Annotated in this window: 15 protein-coding genes; 5 read left to right on the forward strand and 10 right to left on the reverse strand. The window is 64.5% G+C overall.

Translation table 11 applies throughout. From position 1 onward, the window contains the following. Positions 1–61 precede the first annotated feature (61 nt). The 5 genes from rng to IZU87_RS01225 form a co-directional block, all read right to left on the reverse strand. On the reverse strand, positions 62–1,525 hold the full coding sequence (gene rng, locus IZU87_RS01205) for a ribonuclease G (protein WP_043332570.1): 1,464 nt from the start codon (positions 1,523–1,525) through the stop codon (positions 62–64). A 185-nt stretch (positions 1,526–1,710) separates the two neighbouring features. Next, positions 1,711–2,376: a Maf family protein gene (locus IZU87_RS01210; protein ID WP_213113429.1), complete on the reverse strand. Its 666-nt coding sequence runs from the start codon at positions 2,374–2,376 to the stop codon at positions 1,711–1,713. A 209-nt stretch (positions 2,377–2,585) separates the two neighbouring features. After that, positions 2,586–3,068, reverse strand: a complete 483-nt coding sequence (mreD, locus tag IZU87_RS01215) for a rod shape-determining protein MreD (protein WP_043332574.1) — start codon at positions 3,066–3,068, stop codon at positions 2,586–2,588. Further along, entirely contained in the window at positions 3,068–4,045 is a 978-nt protein-coding gene (mreC, locus tag IZU87_RS01220) for a rod shape-determining protein MreC (RefSeq protein WP_268750727.1), read from the reverse strand. Before mreC ends, mreD begins: the two co-directional genes overlap by 1 nt. Before the next feature lie 64 nt (positions 4,046–4,109). Beyond that, complete coding sequence (locus IZU87_RS01225) at positions 4,110–5,147, reverse strand: rod shape-determining protein (RefSeq protein ID WP_043332576.1); 1,038 nt, start codon at positions 5,145–5,147, stop codon at positions 4,110–4,112. Positions 5,148–5,476: 329 nt separating this feature from the next. Here IZU87_RS01225 and gatC point away from each other — a divergent pair, with 329 nt between their 5' ends. From gatC to gatB, 3 genes are all read left to right on the forward strand, one after another. Beyond that, a complete protein-coding gene (gene gatC, locus IZU87_RS01230; protein ID WP_213113430.1) occupies positions 5,477–5,764 on the forward strand; it encodes an Asp-tRNA(Asn)/Glu-tRNA(Gln) amidotransferase subunit GatC in 288 nt (95 codons plus the stop codon). Between the two features lie 130 nt (positions 5,765–5,894). Next, positions 5,895–7,373 (forward strand): Asp-tRNA(Asn)/Glu-tRNA(Gln) amidotransferase subunit GatA, encoded by a 1,479-nt coding sequence (gatA, locus tag IZU87_RS01235; protein ID WP_153635165.1) that lies wholly within the window; start codon positions 5,895–5,897, stop codon positions 7,371–7,373. Next, the gene (gene gatB / locus IZU87_RS01240; RefSeq protein ID WP_043332582.1) at positions 7,373–8,827 is read left to right on the forward strand and encodes an Asp-tRNA(Asn)/Glu-tRNA(Gln) amidotransferase subunit GatB; all 1,455 of its coding nucleotides are present in this window, start codon (positions 7,373–7,375) and stop codon (positions 8,825–8,827) included. The genes gatA and gatB overlap by 1 nt, the downstream gene beginning before the upstream one ends. A gap of 94 nt (positions 8,828–8,921) precedes the next feature. Here gatB and IZU87_RS01245 read toward each other — a convergent pair whose 3' ends face one another. The 5 genes from IZU87_RS01245 to hemA form a co-directional block, all read right to left on the reverse strand. Beyond that, the gene (locus IZU87_RS01245) at positions 8,922–9,680 is read right to left on the reverse strand and encodes a HesA/MoeB/ThiF family protein (protein ID WP_213113431.1); all 759 of its coding nucleotides are present in this window, start codon (positions 9,678–9,680) and stop codon (positions 8,922–8,924) included. Between the two features lie 72 nt (positions 9,681–9,752). Beyond that, on the reverse strand, positions 9,753–10,253 hold the full coding sequence (locus IZU87_RS01250; protein WP_043335877.1) for an Lrp/AsnC ligand binding domain-containing protein: 501 nt from the start codon (positions 10,251–10,253) through the stop codon (positions 9,753–9,755). Between the two features lie 301 nt (positions 10,254–10,554). Further along, the gene (prmC, locus tag IZU87_RS01255) at positions 10,555–11,403 is read right to left on the reverse strand and encodes a peptide chain release factor N(5)-glutamine methyltransferase (protein ID WP_213113432.1); all 849 of its coding nucleotides are present in this window, start codon (positions 11,401–11,403) and stop codon (positions 10,555–10,557) included. Between the two features lies 1 nt (position 11,404). Continuing rightward, positions 11,405–12,490, reverse strand: coding sequence for a peptide chain release factor 1 (gene prfA, locus IZU87_RS01260; protein ID WP_213113433.1), 1,086 nt, complete (start codon positions 12,488–12,490; stop codon positions 11,405–11,407). Continuing rightward, positions 12,487–13,758: a glutamyl-tRNA reductase gene (gene hemA, locus IZU87_RS01265; protein WP_043335883.1), complete on the reverse strand. Its 1,272-nt coding sequence runs from the start codon at positions 13,756–13,758 to the stop codon at positions 12,487–12,489. The genes prfA and hemA overlap by 4 nt, the downstream gene beginning before the upstream one ends. Before the next feature lie 598 nt (positions 13,759–14,356). On the opposite strand from hemA, the gene IZU87_RS01270 reads away from it, so the two are divergent. Beyond that, positions 14,357–16,123, forward strand: coding sequence for a tetratricopeptide repeat protein (locus IZU87_RS01270; protein ID WP_213113434.1), 1,767 nt, complete (start codon positions 14,357–14,359; stop codon positions 16,121–16,123). 122 nt (positions 16,124–16,245) lie between these two features. After that, positions 16,246–16,890, forward strand: coding sequence for a lipoprotein insertase outer membrane protein LolB (lolB, locus tag IZU87_RS01275; RefSeq protein WP_107335447.1), 645 nt, complete (start codon positions 16,246–16,248; stop codon positions 16,888–16,890). Positions 16,891–16,902: the final 12 nt, after the last annotated feature.

The raw sequence follows: 16,902 nt of genomic DNA on the forward strand, positions 1-16,902 counted from the left end.
ACTGACTCACGATGTGGATAACGCGACTCCCGGCATCATCGCAGGCGCGGCGGCTGACAGATCACATGAGCACAATATCGTACTGCTCCTGGGTGTAATGCGCCTCGACCTGGAAGCGGATGGTCTTGCCGATGAAGCTCTCGAGGTCCGCCACGGCCGCGGATTCCTCGTCCAGCAGGCGATCGACCACGTTCTGTGAGGCCAGCACCATGTAGGTATCCGGGCTGTAGGCGCGCTCTTCGCGCATGATCTCGCGGAATATCTCGTAGCAGACCGTCTCCGGTGTCTTGAGGGTACCGCGCCCCTGACAGGTAGGGCAGGCCTCGCACAGCACCTGCTCCAGGCTCTCGCGCGTGCGCTTGCGCGTCAGCTGCACCAGGCCCAGTTCGGTCACGCCGGTCATCTTGTTCTTGGCGTGATCACGCTCCAGCGACTTCTCGAGCACGCGCAGCACCTGGCGCTGGTGCTCGGTCTCTTCCATGTCGATGAAGTCGATGATGATGATGCCGCCGAGATTGCGCAGGCGCAGCTGGCGCGCGATGGCGGTCGCCGCCTCGAGGTTGGTCTTGAAGATGGTCTCTTCGAGGTTGCGATGGCCGACGAAACCGCCGGTGTTGACGTCGATGGTGGTCATCGCCTCGGTCTGGTCGATCACCAGATAGCCGCCACTCTTGAGCTGCACCTTGCGGCCCATCGCCTTGTGCAGCTCATCCTCGACACTGAACAGATCGAAGATCGGCCGCTCGCCGGGGTAATACTCGATGCGCCCTTCCATGTCCGGCATGAACTCGCTGGCGAATTCCTTGAGCCGGATGAAGTTCTCACGCGAGTCGATGCGCACGCGCTCGATCTCGTCACGCATCACGTCGCGCAGCGTGCGCATGAACAGTGGCAGATCATCATAGATCACGCTGGGCACGGCGGCGGTCAGGCGTCGCTCGCTGACCTTGCGCCACAGGCGCAGCAGGAAGTGCATGTCCTGCTTGAGCTCGGCCTCGCTGATGCCTTCGGCCGCCGTGCGCAGAATGAAGCCGCCGGGGGCTTCGGGGTCCAGCGCCGTCAGGCACTGCTCGGTGAGCTCCTTGAGGCGGTCACGCTCGGCATCGCTCTCGATGCGCTGCGACACGCCGGTATGCGGCGAGTCCGGCATGTAGACCAGATAGCGTGACGGCACCGACAGATGCGTGGTCAGCCGGGCGCCCTTGGTGCCGATGGGGTCCTTGGTGACCTGCACCACCAGTGGCTGGCCTTCGCTGAGCAGCTCGCGGATCGAGAGCTGCTCGTCATGCGGCGTATGCGCCGGCATGACTTCCTGGGCATGGATGAAGGCGGCCCGTTCGAGACCGATGTCGATGAAGGCCGCCTGCATGCCGGGCAACACTCTCACCACCTTGCCACGGTAGATGTTGCCGACGATGCCGCGTCGCCCGCTGCGTTCGATGAAGGCTTCCTGCAGGACACCGTTCTCGACCACCGCCACGCGGGTCTCCATCGGTGTCAGGTTGATCAATACCTCGCCGCTCATAGCGCAAGTCCTTGTAAAGTCGTTGCTTGCGATTATGACATAGCAAGGGAGCCCCCGGCTGTGATCTATCGACTAAGGATTTCCTGCAACGGGTATTTTGTGCCACGCACGCAAGCCATCGTCCTTCGCGATGGCGCTGGAGTGCCGTCTCGACACCCGACTGACGCAGTGCAGAACATCGCCCGTCAGAGCGGTTGCCAGGGCTGAACGCCCGCCTTGCTCAGAAGCTCTGCGGTCTCATGCAGCGGCAGCCCGACCACGGCGCTGTAACTGCCCTCGAGATGACTGACGAAGACGGCGCCGAGTCCCTGGATGGCGTAGCCCCCCGCCTTGTCAGCCGGCTCACCGGTCGCCCAGTAGCGCGCAGCCTCCTCTGGGGTGATGGTGCGGAAAGTCACGCGGCTCTCGACCAGCTCGCTCGCGCAGCGCAAGTCGCGCCCGGCGTCGCCATGACACAGCGCCACGCCACTGAGCACCTGATGGCTGCGCCCCGACAGGCTGAGCAGCATCTCGCGCGCATCGGCCTCATCACGCGGCTTGCCGAGAATGCGCCCATCCAGTGCCAGCGCGGTATCCGCGCCGAGCACTCGCCGCCCCGCCGTCTGGCCTGCCGTCCGCTGCGCCAGGGCCGCGAAACCGGCCTGCGCCTTCTCCCGCGCCAGACGCAGCACGTAATGCTCCGGCGACTCATTGGCCTGCGGCGTCTCATCGATATCCACCGGCGCCACCTCACATTGGATGCCGATACTGGCCAGCAGGTCACGACGACGCGGCGACCCCGAGGCCAGAATCAATTCCGCATGAGCAGCGCCCTGTTGAGCAACGCCCTGTTGAACAACGCCCTGAGACATCACTTTGCGCTGCCCCGCGGCGTCAGAGTTCGCAAAGAGTGAGGAAGTGGGGCTTGCGGTGTCAGGTGTGGATGGCCTGGAAGTGGATGACCTTGAACTGGATGACATGGAGACCTCGTGAAGAGAAACATGGCTGACAAGTACCAGAAAGCCGCCCGTAGGCGGCTTTTGGAAGCTGACAAGAAGCGCTAGCGACGTGCCAGTGGCACTCAGGCCGCGACCCGCCGACGCAGCATCTGCAGCAGAGTATAGAGCCACGGCCACAGTGCGCCGCCGATGACCGCCGAGAGCAGGAACGACAGGCTGACGGGGCCGGCACCGAACAGACTGCGCAGCCATTGATCCAGCAACTGCGCGATGCCCAGCACCACGATCACCAGCAACGCCTGCTGCAACAGCGAGTAGGCGCGAATGCGCTGATAGAGCAGCACACCCATGAAGGCTGTCAGCGACAGCACCAGGGCGTTGTGCCCCAGCGGTGCGCCCTGCAGGACATCCAGCGCCAGCCCGAACAGGAAGCCGTGGAAGACTCCGACACTCTGCGGCGAGACGATGCACCAGTAGACCAGCATCAGACCCAGCCACTGGGGCCGCCAGATCAGCCATACATCCGGCAATGGCATGACCTGCAGACACAGCGCCAGCAGCAGCGAGAACCAGCACAGCAAGGTGGTCTGGGGACGAAAGGCCATCAGTTGTTCTCCCCGGCAGCATCGGTGGGTGCCTGTGCGTCTGCCGCATCCTCGGCGGAGCCTTGTGCGGCGTCGTCACCCTCGGGTCTGGGCGCCGCCAGGTTGTCGCGCGGCAACTCATCGAGGCTGTCATCGACATACAGGTTGTCGGTGTCCACCGGCGGCGGCATCTGGATCAGGAAGTTGCGCGAACGCTCCAGCTGCGCGATGGGCTCGGCACTCACGCGGGCGAACGGCTTGCCGGGATCATGGTAGACCTCGGTGACACGTGCCACCGGCAAGCCGCGCGGAAAGCGCAGCGCCAGTCCGGAAGTCACCAGCAGATCACCGACACGAATGTCGGCGGTGTCCGGCACATGCAGCACATCGACCTGATCGATCTTGCCGCTGCCCTGAGCGATGAAGCGCAGGCCATTGCGATTGATCTCCACCGGCACGGCGTGGCTGGCATCACTGATCATCAGCACGCGACTGTTGTAGGCCGAGGTGGAGATGACCTGGCCGACGAGGCCATAGGCATCGAGTACCGGCAAGCCGATGCGCACGCCATCCTGCTCGCCGCGGTCCACCACCATGCGGTGGGAGAACGGGTCAGCATCGAGGGTCAGCAATTGGGAGGTGATATAGGGGATGTCGCTACGCTGCCCGGCATTGAGCAATTCGCGCAGGCGCGTATTCTCGGAGGTCAGGCTCGCCATGCGTTGCACACGGCTGGACAGATTGAGCAGCTGTTCGCGCAGCGCGCGATTCTCGTCGGCCAGCTCCTGCTGGTCGGCAAACACCAGCGCGCCCCAGCTGATGCCTTCCGTCGGCAAGCTGACGACCCACTGCACGGGCGATACCAGCGTCGCCATGCTGGCGCGCACATCGACCATCCAGCTGAAGCGATCTTCGGCAAACATCAGCGCGAGTGACAGCACCGCGCACAACAGCATGCGGTAGCCGGGCACGGGGCCACGCGTGAACAGGGGTTTGATAGCACTTCCTCCGACAGGCCGGGACCAGCCGTACAGCACACAGCATGCCCGGCCCCGGACGAGGTCAATCGCTCGACAGCAGCTCGAAGGTGTGCTGATCGATCATTTCCAGCGCCTTGCCACCACCACGCGCCACGCAGGTCAGCGGGTCTTCGGCGATGATCACCGGCAGGCCCGTCTCTTCCGCGATCAGCTTGTCGATGTCACGCAGCAGCGCACCACCACCGGTCAGCACCAGGCCGCGCTCGGCGATGTCGGAGGCCAGCTCCGGCGGAGACTGCTCGAGCGCGCTCTTGACCACCGAGACGATGGCCGCCAGCGGTTCCTGCAGCGCATCGAGAATCTCGTGGGAGTTGAGCGTGAAGGAACGCGGAATGCCCTCGGCCAGGTTGCGGCCGCGCACGTCGATCTCGCGCAGCTCGCCACCCGGGTAGGCACAACCGATCTCTTCCTTGATGCGCTCGGCCGTCGCCTCACCGATCAGGCTGCCGTAATGGCGACGCACATAGGAGGTGATGGCTTCGTCGAAGCGGTCACCGCCGATACGCACGGATTCGGAATAGACCACGCCGTTGAGCGAGATGATGGCGATTTCAGTGGTACCACCACCGATATCGACCACCATGGAGCCCATCGCCTCTTCCACCGGCAGGCCCGCACCGATCGCGGCAGCCATCGGCTCCTCGATCAGGTAGACCTCACGCGCGCCGGCCCCTTCGGCCGATTCCTTGATGGCGCGACGCTCGACCTGGGTCGACATGCACGGCACACACACCAGCACACGAGGGCTGGGTGTCAGGAAGGTGCTCTGATGCACCTTGCGGATGAAATGCTGGAGCATCTGTTCGGTAACGGTGAAGTCGGCGATGACGCCGTCCTTCATCGGACGGATGGCCGTGATATTGCCGGGGGTACGCCCCAGCATGCGCTTGGCATCGGCACCGACGGCCGCCACACTGCGGGCATTCCCGGACTGGCGAATGGCCACGACTGAGGGCTCGTCGAGCACGATACCGCGACCGCGCACATAAATAAGCGTGTTGGCAGTACCCAGATCGATCGACAGATCGCTCGAGAACAGCCCACGTAAACGTTTAAACATGGAAGTTGATCACCTAGTCCAGACCGGAACCCTGTGCAGACGCGAACGGTACCATTGCCACCCCATGGCGGCAAGCTGACACGCCTGCCAGAGCGACGCAGATGTGGTACATTTCACGCCGAATCACACTGTAACGGCGCATTCGGCGACAGATTGCTCCATCGCTGCAAAGCGCGCTGTTTTACAGGGTAACGGGCATCGGGTTTGCCGGGACACCACAATTTTCGAATTCGGCTTTTCGCGCACCTCGCGCCAGTCCGATTCCGCGTGGTCGTCTCCGACTCCTGCCGTCACCTCAAGCCTCTCGAAGCCAAGACAGGGAAACTTCAATGGCCCTTGAACATTCAGATGTGCTGCGTGCCGCTCACCTCGCACGCCTGGGTCTTGCCTCGCAGGATGCCGAAGCCTACGTCGAGGATCTCGACCGGATTCTCGCCATGGTCGACCAGCTGCAACAGGTCGATACCGACGGCGTCGCACCGCTGGCACACCCGCTGGAAGCCACGCAACGCCTGCGCGCCGACGAAATCACCGAATCGAATCAGCGCGAGCGTTTTCAGCAGGTGGCCCCGGCCACAGAGCAGGGTCTGTATCTGGTTCCGCGCGTCGTCGAGTGATCTCGCCTGGCAGGTCGCTCACGCATCGTGACCGGCTGCCATCGGATACCACGTCACGCGGCACGCCCCGTCCGCCCCGGAATTTCTGCGGACGATGCCCGGCGCATCGTCTGCACTGATGGAATCGAACATGTCATCGTCCATTGCACTACATGACAAGACGCTCAGTGAGCTGGCGCAAGGCCTGGAGGCCGGCGAATACACCAGCCGCGAGCTGACGGAAGCCTTCCTGGCCCGTATCGAACGCCTCGACGGCGAGCTCAACAGCTACATCACCCTGTGCCGCGAAGACGCGCTGCGTGATGCGGATGCCGCCGATGCACGCCGTGCCGCTGGCAATGCCGCCGCGCTGACCGGCGTGCCGATGGCCATCAAGGACATCTTCTGCACCGAAGGTGTGCGCACCAGCTGCGGCTCGAAGATGCTCGACAACTTCGTCGCGCCCTACGACGCCACCGTGATCGAGAAGCTCAAGGCCGAAGGCGTGGTGATTCTCGGCAAGACCAACCTCGATGAGTTCGCGATGGGCTCCTCGAACGAGAACAGCCACTACGGCGCCGTCAAGAACCCGTGGGATCTGTCCGCCGTCCCGGGCGGCAGCTCCGGCGGCAGTGCCGCCGCCGTCGCCGCTGGCCTTGCGCCGGCCGCCCTTGGCACCGACACCGGCGGTTCCATCCGCCAGCCGGCCGCCTTCTGTGGCATCACCGGCCTCAAGCCGACCTACGGTCGCGTCTCGCGTTACGGCATGATCGCCTACGCCTCCAGCCTCGATCAGGGCGGCCCGATGGCCCGCTCCGCCGAAGACTGCGCGCGCCTGATGAACGTGATCGCCGGCGCCGACCCGCGCGACTCCACCAGCGTGGTACGTGGCGTGCCGGATTACGTCGAAGGACTGGACTACAACCTCAAGGGGCTGAAGATCGGCCTGCCGAAGGAATACTTCGGCGAAGGCCTGTCCGAGGAAGTCGAAGCTTCCGTGCGTGCCGCGATCAAGGTCTTCGAGGATGCCGGTGCCAGCGTGCAGGAAATCTCGCTGCCGCATACCCACCTGGCCATCCCGACCTACTACGTGATCGCACCGGCCGAGGCCTCCTCCAACCTGTCGCGTTACGACGGCGTGCGCTTCGGCCATCGCTGCAAGGACCCGCAGGACCTGGAAGACCTCTACAAGCGCACCCGCGAGGAAGGCTTCGGCGACGAGGTGAAGCGTCGCATCATCATCGGCACGCACACCCTGTCCGAAGGCTTCTTCGATGCCTACTACATCAAGGCCCAGAAGGTGCGTCGCCTGATCCGCCAGGACTTCCTCGATGCCTTCGACCAGGTCGATGTACTGATGGGCCCGGCGGCACCGACCCCGGCGTTCGATCTCGGCGCGCACAAGGACCCGCTGTCCATGTACCTGCAGGATCTCTACACCATCGCCATCAACCTGGCGGGCATTCCGGGCATCAGCGTGCCGGCCGGCCTGGCAGGCAAGCGTCCGGTGGGCCTGCAGATCCTCGGCCCGCACTTCGGTGAGCAGACCCTGCTGGGCGTCGCGCACCAGTTCCAGCAAATCACCGACTGGCACCGCCAGCGCCCGGAATTCGGACAGGAGCAAGCCTGATGCAATGGGAAGTCGTAATCGGGCTTGAGGTTCACGCTCAGCTCGCCACCCAGTCAAAGATCTTCTCCGGCTCTTCCACCACCTACGGTGCCGAGCCCAACACCCAGGCCAGCGCCGTGGACCTCGGCCTGCCGGGCACCCTGCCGGTGCTCAACGAGCAGGCCGTGGCCATGGCCGTGCGCTTCGGCCTCGCCGTCGATGCCGCCGTGGCCGGCCGTTCGGTGTTCGAGCGCAAGAACTACTTCTACCCGGATCTGCCCAAGGGCTACCAGACCAGCCAGATGGATCAGCCCATCGTCGGCCCTGGCGTGCTCGAGATCCTTCTGGAAGATGGCACGCGCAAGTCGATCCGCATCCACCACGCCCACCTCGAGGAAGATGCCGGCAAGTCGCTGCACGAAGACTTCCAGGGCATGACCGGTATCGACCTCAACCGTGCCGGCACGCCGCTGCTGGAAATCGTCTCCGAGCCGGACATGCGTTCCGCCAAGGAAGCGGTGGCCTACGTGAAGGCGATCCACGCCATCGTCACCTACCTGGGCATCTCCGACGGCAACATGGCCGAAGGCTCCCTGCGTTGTGATGTCAATGTCTCGGTGCGCCCCAAGGGTCAGGAAGCCTTCGGCACCCGCGCGGAGATCAAGAACGTCAACTCCTTCCGCTTCATCGAGCGCGCCATCCACTTCGAGGTGGAGCGTCAGATCGAGCTGATCGAGGACGGCGGCAAGGTCGTGCAGGAAACCCGCCTGTATGATCCGGACGCCGACGAGACGCGCAGCATGCGCACCAAGGAAGAAGCCAACGATTACCGCTACTTCCCGTGCCCGGACCTGCTGCCGGTGGAAGTGGACGAGGCCTACATCGAACACCTGCGCCAGACCCTGCCGGAACTGCCGGCCGAGAAACGCGCCCGTTTCGAAAGCGAACTGGGCCTGTCCGCCTATGACGCCAGCGTGCTGTCCGCCAGCCGCGAGATGGCCGACTTCTTCGAGGAAGTGAAGGATGTCTGCGGCGACGCCAAGCAGGCCGCCAACTGGGTGCAGGGCGAGCTGGCCGGTCGTCTCAACAAGGAAAACCTCGACATCACCGTCAGCCCGGTCTCCGCGGCCCAGCTGGGTGGCCTGATCAAGCGCATCGTCGATGAGACCATCAACGGCAAGGCCGCCAAGCAGGTGTTCGCTGCACTGTGGGATGGCGAAGGCAAGAGCGCCGACGAGATCATCGAGTCACGCGGCCTCAAGCAGGTCACCGACACCGGTGCCATCGAAGCCGTGGTCGATCAGGTGATCGCCGACAACCCGGCCCAGGTGACCCAGTATCAGGAAGCCGAACCGGACAAGCGTGGCAAGATGATCGGCTTCTTCGTCGGTCAGGTGATGAAGGCCTCGCGCGGCACCGCCAATCCGCAACAGGTCAACAAGGTGCTGAAAGACAAGCTGGATAGCCTCAGCTGAGCCTGTCCATCAGTCGCTGAATGAAAAAAGCCCCCACCGTCATCACGACGCTGGGGGCTTTTTCATGCTCTATCGAACGGCAATCAGCAGCCGCCTATGCAGGCTCACCACCGCCACACACCTGGCAGCCGGGGTCGCGCTTGAGGCCCATGCGTCGCCACTCACCGGTCAGACCATCGAAGGTCGCCAGGCCGCGATGCACACTGCCTGCACCGCTGATCAGCTTGAGGGCCTCCAATGCCTGGAAGGCGCCGATGATGCCGACCAGCGGTGCGATGACGCCACTTTCAGCGCAGGTCAGCTCCTCATCCCCCAGCTCATCAGGCGGATACAGGCAGCCGTAACATGGCGCTTCTGGATCACGGCGATCGAAGACTGCCAGCTGACCGGAGAAACGAATGGCAGCGCCGGAGACCAACGGAGTACCTGCCGTGACGCAGGCGGCATTGATCGGGAAACGTGAACTGAAGCGATCCGTGCAATCAAGCACCACATCTGCCGCCGCGACCTGCTCGGCCAGTGCCTCACCCTCGAGACGCTCAGCCAATGCGATCACCTCGACCTCAGGATTGATCGCCAGAACAGACGCCTTCAATGAAGCTGACTTGGACTGACCGATATCGGCATCGCCGTGGGCGATCTGGCGCTGAAGATTGGACAGCTCGACATGATCATCATCGGCGACCACCAGGGTGCCAACCCCTGCGGCTGCCAGATACAACGCCGCAGGGCAGCCCAGGCCACCCGCCCCGATCACCAGAACCCGCGCCGCCAACAGGCGCTGCTGCCCGGCGATGTCGACCTGAGGGAGCAGGATCTGGCGCGAGTAGCGCAGCAATTGCGAATCTTGCATGGGAGAAAAGCCGCCTATCGGTAAATGAAGTGAGAAGCCATGAGCCCTGCCTGGCAACAGCAGGGCTTGCCATTACTTGGCATCCAGCTCCTCGATATCGGGCACATGCAGCGAGAACTGCTCCTTGACCTCTTCCATCACCACATAACTCTTGGATTCCTTGACGCCGGGCAGCGTCAGCACCACATCGCCGAGCAGCTGACGATAGGCGGACATTTCCGGAATCCGGCACTTGAGGATGTAGTCGAACTGCCCAGAGACCAGATGACATTCCTGGATCTGCGGCAGCTTGGAGACGGCGCGGCGGAATTCATCGAACACCGACGGCGACTGCGTCTCGAGACTGATCTCGACGAAGACCAACAGATTGGCCTTGAGCGCCTTGGGGTCGAGCACCGCCTTGTAACCGCGGATGACGCCGGCACGCTCGAGGCGTTTGACGCGCTCCAGGCACGGCGTGGTGGAAAGGCCGACTTCCGAGGCGAGGTCGACATAGGAGATACGAGCATTCTCTTGCAGGCAACGCAGAATCTTGAGGTCGATGCGGTCCAGAGAGCGTGATTTTGCTTTCATTGTAATAGTTTTCCCAGCAGGGTGACTTGCAGCAGGATCATCCGTGCTCCTGGCTTCCGTGCAGTCAGGCCGTCGGATAACAAGGGGGTTATCAGATGACCATGCCAATCATGCAGGTTCATTACTATCATACCCGGCCAACAGGGGATACGCCTTCACTGGCGGCACTGTGACGAGGATTCCACGCAGACTCCACTGAAAACGGTGGAATGCACTACAGGGGTGCCATGCGCGAGGATGTCAGCGGGGACCACGCACGGGCGCCACTACACGGGCACCGCTAGACGGTGCCCGGCGAGCATCAGGTCAGCTTGCCCAGCGTGATGCGTTCGCGCCCGCCCAGGTCTTCCAGGGTCTCGACGTCGATGAAGCCGCCGGCACGCAGTGCCTCGCGCACTTCATTGCCCTGGGTGAGACCATGCTCCAGCATCAGGTGACCGCCTGCGGCCAGGTGCTGCGGCGCAGTGGCGATCAGATGCAGGAAGTCCGCCAGCCCTGCCTCGGCCGCGACCAGCGCCGAGCGCGGCTCGAAGCGCACATCGCCCAGCGCGAGATGCGGGTCATCATCGGCCAGATAAGGGGGGTTGGCGGTAATCAGCGCAAAGCCGCTCTCGGTGACGGCACTGAACCAGTCACTTTGGCGGAATTCGGCATTGGCGATCGCCAGACGCTCGGCATTGTCGCGTGCAAGCTGCACGGCTTCCTCGATGAGATCGACTCCCAGCACCTGCCACTGCGGGCGATGACGCGCAAAGGCCAGCGCGATGGCACCGGTACCGGTGCCGAGATCCAGCAGCTTACCGCTGGTGGCCTCGGCCAGTTCCAGCGCGCATTCCACCATCACCTCGGTGTCCGGGCGCGGAATCAGTGTGGCCGGTGAACAGGCCAGCGTCAGGCCATAGAATTCACGCCGCCCGAGCAGATGTGCCACGGGATGGCCCTCGGCGCGACGCGCCAGCAGCGCCTCGAAACGTGCCACGCCCTCGGCGCCGGCCTCGCTCTCGAGATCACGATCGCCCCAGGTGTAGAACCAGGTGCGCTCTCGTCCCATTACCTCGCCCAGCAGCAACTCGGCATCCAGACGCGGAGAATCGCTGCCCGCCTCGCTCAGACGGGCAGTCGCGGCTGCCAGGGTGACATCGATTCTCACCTTATTGCTCCTGCAGTGCGGTCAGCTGATCGGCCTGGTATTCCACCACCAGTGGCTCGATCACTTCGTCCAGCTGGCCGGCGATCACTTCATTGAGCTTGTAGAGCGTCAGGTTGATGCGGTGATCGGTCAGACGCCCCTGCGGGAAGTTGTAGGTCCGGATGCGCTCGGAGCGATCACCGGAGCCGACCAGCTTGCGACGGGCATCGGAGGTGGCCTGTGCCTGGGTGTCCACCGCGGCCTGCTTGAGGCGCGCCGCCAGCAGTGACATGGCGCGCGCACGGTTCTTGTGCTGGCTGCGCTCGTCCTGACACTCCACCACCACGCCGGTGGGCAGGTGGGTGATGCGAATCGCGGAGTCGGTAGTATTGACGTGCTGACCACCGGCGCCGGAGCTGCGATAGGTATCCACGCGCAGGTCGGCCGGATTGATGTCGACGTCACCGACTTCATCGGCCTCGGGCATCACCGCCACGGTGCAGGCCGAGGTATGGATACGCCCCTGGGATTCGGTGGCGGGCACGCGCTGCACGCGGTGCGCGCCGGACTCGAACTTGAGGCGCGAGTAGACGCCCTCGCCCTTCACGCGGGCGATGACTTCCTTGAAGCCGCCGTGCTCGCCGTGGCTGGCACTGACGGTCTCGACCTTCCAGCCCTTGAGCTCGGCGTAGCGCGAATACATCTTGAACAGGTCACCGGCGAACAGCGCCGCCTCGTCACCGCCCGTACCGGCGCGCACCTCGAGGAAGACGTTGGCGCCGTCATCCGGGTCACGCGGAATCAGCAGCTGGGTGATCTCGGCTTCCAGCGTCTCGAGCGCCGCATCGGTATCGCGGACTTCCTCTCGCGCCATGTCGCGCATCTCGGGATCACTGTCCTCCACCATCGCCAGCGCGGCGTCACGGTCTTCGTTCAGGCCGCGATGGCGGCGCCATGCCTCGATCAATGGCTCAAGCTCGGCATACTCCCGCGACAGGTCGCGGAACCTGGCCTGGTTCCCGATCACTTCGGGCTCCGACAACAGTGCGGAGATCTCCTCGAAGCGGTCATGGAAGGTGTCGAGCTTGGTGATGAGGCTGTCTTTCATGAAGGGTCCTGTGATGAATCAGCCGGCGCGAGCAGAAGCGTCTGGGCCGTCTGAAGAATATCCTGGCGATCGTCTCCCGAGGCCTGGCGCAGTGCCAGCGTCGGGTGATGCATGAAGCGATTGGCCAGCTGGCGTGCCAGCTGCGCGACCACTTCCTGGGGGTCGCGTCCCTGATCGAGCTCCGCCAGCGCCTGCGCCTCGCATTCGGCGCGCAGTTGCTCGCCATGGCTGCGGTAGCGCTTGATGACTTCGCCGCCACTGCGCACCCGCTTGAGGTGCAACCAGGCGTTGACGCCCTGGCGAATCAGCTCTTCTGCCTGGGCAGCGGCCAGCTCGCGGTGGCGACGATTCTCGTCGATCACTTCCTGCAGGTCATCGACCGTATAGAGGAAGACGTCGTCGAGGTCACCGACCTGCGGCTCGATATCGCGCGGCACGGCGATGTCGACCATGAACACCGGCTTGTAGCGGCGCTTCTTGAGCGCGCGTTCCACCATGCCCTTGCCGAGAATCGGCAGCTGGGAAGCGGTGGAGGCTATCACGATATCGGCATTCTCGAGGGCATGCGGAATGCCTTCCAGGCCGATGGCGGTCCCGCCCAGCTCATCGGCCAGACGCTCGGCGCGCGATACGGTGCGGTTGGCGATGCACAGGTTGGCGATGCCCGCTTCCTTGAGATGGCGCGCGACGAGTTCGATGGTCTCGCCGGCACCGATCAACAGGGCATTGGCCCGCGAGAAGTCATCGAAGATGTGGCTGGCCATGCTGACGGCGGCGTAGGCCACCGAGACGGGGTTCTCGCCGATACCGGTCTCGGTACGTACCTGCTTGGCGACCTGGAAGATATGCTGGAAGAGCTGCTCGAGCTCACCGCCCAGCCCCACCGAGTTGCGCGCGAACTGATAGGCGTCCTTGAGCTGGCCCAGAATCTGCGGCTCGCCCAGCACCATCGAGTCCAGCCCCACCGCGACACGGATCAGGTGGCGTACCGCCTCTTCTCCCAGGTGCTGATAGCTGCAACGCGACAGCTCCTCCACCGGCAGGCGATGAAAACGCCCCAGCCACTCGAGCACCGACTTGGCGCCATCGCTGGTCACGCAGTAGAGCTCGGTACGGTTGCAGGTCGACAGCACCGCCGCTTCGGAGACCGCCGGCAGGCGCTTCAATTCGCCCAGCGCGGCATCGAGCTGCGCAGGCGTGAAAGCAACGCGCTCGCGCACGTCAACGGCGGCGGTGCGGTGATTGATGCCAAGGGCAAGAAGGGTCATGGAGTCAGTCGTCAGGGTCTGGCCGGCAGGAATCGGCGTCAATGTCAGGCGGCTCTCGGTGCTGGCCTGCCGCGAGGCCAAGGCCAGGACAGCAGGTAATCCGCGCAGGCTCGGTGCCTTTACACCTGTCGACTCAATGGGGACAAAGGCGGCTGACATAAAGGCACACAGGGCTGCCGAAGCGGCTGAGATCGTAATATTAGCGCGCTCATTCTACCACAGCGTCTGTACCACGCGACCCCGCAGCATGTCGCAGCCGATGAGGATTTTCCATGATGCTGGCAGGCTATCGCTATCAGCCCGCGCGGCGTATCTGTCGGCATACGAGGTGACCGGTGGGTCATGCCACTTGCTTGCATCGGCAACGCTATCCCCGCTCGCCGCCAGCCGTTATGCTGCGAGACACGACGCCGTCGTCAGCGCCACACTGCGCGCATGACCCGGCCTGCGGCTCGACCGCCCCGTTCCCTCATCCTGCTCCCACTGACAAACGCGAGGTTGCATGCACGCTTCGACTGCCGCTGAACATAGCCCCCCGCACGCGCACGCCTGCCTTGATGCCCCCCGTCGCCCGCGCGCCGGATGGAAGTCCTGCGTCGTGGGCGGATTGCTGCTGGGCATGACCGGCTGTCAGTCGATGAGCGACTCCGCGCCCCTGATGGCGCAGCCCGACCCGCTGGCCACGGCGCCGCCCATCCAGCAGGGCCTCGATGCCGACAGCCTCAATCAGCTGCTGAGCGCCGAACTCGCCGGACAGCGCGGTGACTATCCCCGTGCCGCCAATGGCTATCTGGCCGCCAGCCGTCACTTCGATGACCCGGAACTGGCGCGACGCGCTGTGCTCGCGGCCCGTTTCGCCGACAACCCAGCTCTGCTGGAGCGCGCCGCCGAACGCTGGCAGCAACTCGATGAGTCCGCCAGCGAGCCCGGCATCATCCGCGCCCGCCTGGCAGTCGAGCGAGGCGACTGGCAGGCCGCGCTCGAGCAGCGCCTGATGCTCACCGCCAGTGGCGGCAATGGCAATCTGGCGACCCTGGCCGAGCAGGCGATCGATGCCGGCGCCGAGCTCGAACCCCTGCTGGCGATGCTGGAGACGCATATCGCCCAGTATCCCGAGCAGCCGATGCCCGAGATTGCCGCGGCACTGTTCGAGGCAGCGCTGGGCAATGAGACAGCAGCGCGTGCACGCCTGGTGAGCCTGGAAAGCGCTCACGCCACGTTGACAGAGCTCTGGCTGGCGCGCAGCGAGATCGAACGCAGCGCGGGGCGTCTCGAGACGGCGCGGCGCGCGGTGGCCCGAGGCCTAGAGATCGCTCCCGATGACAGCCGCCTGATCCTGAGCGCCGCGCAGACCGAACTGGCCAGCGGCGATCTGGACGCCGCACGCGAGCGCATCGACAGCCTCATCACCCGCCATCCCAACGCGCCACGTCTGCGCCTGGCGCTGGCCAGCCTCTATCTTGATGCCGATTCCCCCGAGGACGCCCATCGCCTGCTGCTGCCGCTGCTCGACGAAGACCCGGTGCCGGACGCCGCCTATGCCCTGCTGGGGCTGGCCGCCGAGTCCAGCGGCGATGTCGACAACGCCATCCTTTACTACCGTCAGGTGCCGGACGGCGAGCGCTACATTTCCAGCCGCGCCCGTGCCGCCCAGTTGCTGGTCGAACATGAACGCACGGACGAGGCCCGCCAGTTCCTGGCCGTGGAACGCCTGCGCCATCCGCGTCATGCCATGACGCTGCTCAGCTTCGAGATCGACCTGCTCGACTCCCAGGAGGCGCATGCCGAGGCCGAGGCCCTGCTCAGCAGCAGCATCACCACGCGCCGCAAGGCACTTGCGCAAGCCATCGCCGCCCAGGAGGCCGATACGCGCAACACGCTGGAAAGCGAGCTGGGCAGCCTGTTGTTCCTGCGTGGCATCCGCCGCCTGGAAGATGATCAGCTGGGCGGCATGGAAGAAGACCTGCGGGAAGTCATCGCGCTGGAGCCCGACAACGCCAGCGCCTACAACGCGCTCGGCTACACCCTGCTGGTGGAGACGGACCGCCTCGAGGAAGCACTGGCCTTGATCGAGCGCGCCCATGCGCTGTCGCCCGACGACGCGGCCATTCTGGATAGCCTCGGCTGGGGCCGCTATCTGACCGACGACCTCGACAATGCGCTGGCACCGCTGGAAGCCGCCTGGGCCCAGCAGCAGGATGCCGAGATCGGTGCCCATCTCATCGAGGTGCTGTGGGCGCTGGGCCGCGAGGATGAAGCCCGCGGCCTGGCGGTAGAGCTGAGCGAGCGCTTTGAAGAAGCCAGCGAGCTCGAAGCCCTGTTCCAGCACATCCCCGAGCTGCGCCCGGTCGTCGACGCGCCCTGAAGGGCACTGCCACGCTACCCGGCACTTTCTGCCCACTGGCGAGTCCATTATCCTGACTCGTCAGTGAGTGGAGTCTCACTCACCGTCACTCATCTTCTCGCCATCCGGAAGGCCTTCGCGTCATGATCACTTCTCCCCTGTCACTTCCCCTGCTGAGCCAGGCACGCCGTCTGCTCGGGCCAGCCCTGCTGGCCATGACACTGGTACTCAGCGGCTGCGCCAGCCAGATGGCCAGCGACAATGCCGGTGATCTGACGCGCAGCGACGGCGACTGGCAGCAACAGGATGCACAACTTGCCGCCCTGACTCACTGGCAGCTGGCAGGCAAGGTAGGCATCCGCACCCCCGAGGAAGGCCACAGCGCCAACCTCGACTGGCAGCAGGACGGCGATGACTACCACATGCTGATCACCGGCCCGCTAGGTGCTGGGCGCACGACCCTGGTGCGCGACGCCGATGGTGTGCGCCTCTCCTCCTCCGAGGGTGACTTCGAGGCCCCGGATGCCGAGAGCCTGATGCTGGCGCAACTGGGCTGGTCATTGCCGCTGGGCGCCCTCGACAACTGGGTGCGCGGCGTACCGGCCGCTGGCGAGCATGACATCGAGGCAGATGAGCTGGGCTTCCCGACCACCCTCTACCAGGACGGCTGGGAAGTGGACTATCAGGACTGGACCCGCGCCGAAGGCCTGTGGTTGCCGCGCAAGATGAAGCTCTACTACGGCGACCTCACCGCCACGCTCATCGTCAACCAGTGGCAGGCGCTGTGATCGTGACACCTT

It is taken from the genome of Cobetia sp. MC34, assembly GCF_018340035.1.
Taxonomy (GTDB): Bacteria; Pseudomonadota; Gammaproteobacteria; order Pseudomonadales; family Halomonadaceae; genus Cobetia; species Cobetia amphilecti.

Excerpts from the sequence above, each read along its gene's own strand:
- rng (WP_043332570.1), bottom strand. The coding sequence starts at position 1,525 with ATGAGCGGCGAGGTATTGATCAACCTGACACCGATGGAGACCCGCGTG.
- IZU87_RS01210 (WP_213113429.1), bottom strand. The coding sequence starts at position 2,376 with ATGTCTCAGGGCGTTGTTCAACAGGGCGTTGCTCAACAGGGCGCTGCT.
- mreD (WP_043332574.1), bottom strand. The coding sequence starts at position 3,068 with ATGGCCTTTCGTCCCCAGACCACCTTGCTGTGCTGGTTCTCGCTGCTG.
- IZU87_RS01225 (WP_043332576.1), bottom strand. The coding sequence starts at position 5,147 with ATGTTTAAACGTTTACGTGGGCTGTTCTCGAGCGATCTGTCGATCGAT.
- gatC (WP_213113430.1), top strand. The coding sequence starts at position 5,477 with ATGGCCCTTGAACATTCAGATGTGCTGCGTGCCGCTCACCTCGCACGC.
- gatA (WP_153635165.1), top strand. The coding sequence starts at position 5,895 with ATGTCATCGTCCATTGCACTACATGACAAGACGCTCAGTGAGCTGGCG.
- gatB (WP_043332582.1), top strand. The coding sequence starts at position 7,373 with ATGCAATGGGAAGTCGTAATCGGGCTTGAGGTTCACGCTCAGCTCGCC.
- IZU87_RS01245 (WP_213113431.1), bottom strand. The coding sequence starts at position 9,680 with ATGCAAGATTCGCAATTGCTGCGCTACTCGCGCCAGATCCTGCTCCCT.
- IZU87_RS01250 (WP_043335877.1), bottom strand. The coding sequence starts at position 10,253 with ATGAAAGCAAAATCACGCTCTCTGGACCGCATCGACCTCAAGATTCTG.
- prfA (WP_213113433.1), bottom strand. The coding sequence starts at position 12,490 with ATGAAAGACAGCCTCATCACCAAGCTCGACACCTTCCATGACCGCTTC.
- hemA (WP_043335883.1), bottom strand. The coding sequence starts at position 13,758 with ATGACCCTTCTTGCCCTTGGCATCAATCACCGCACCGCCGCCGTTGAC.
- lolB (WP_107335447.1), top strand. The coding sequence starts at position 16,246 with ATGATCACTTCTCCCCTGTCACTTCCCCTGCTGAGCCAGGCACGCCGT.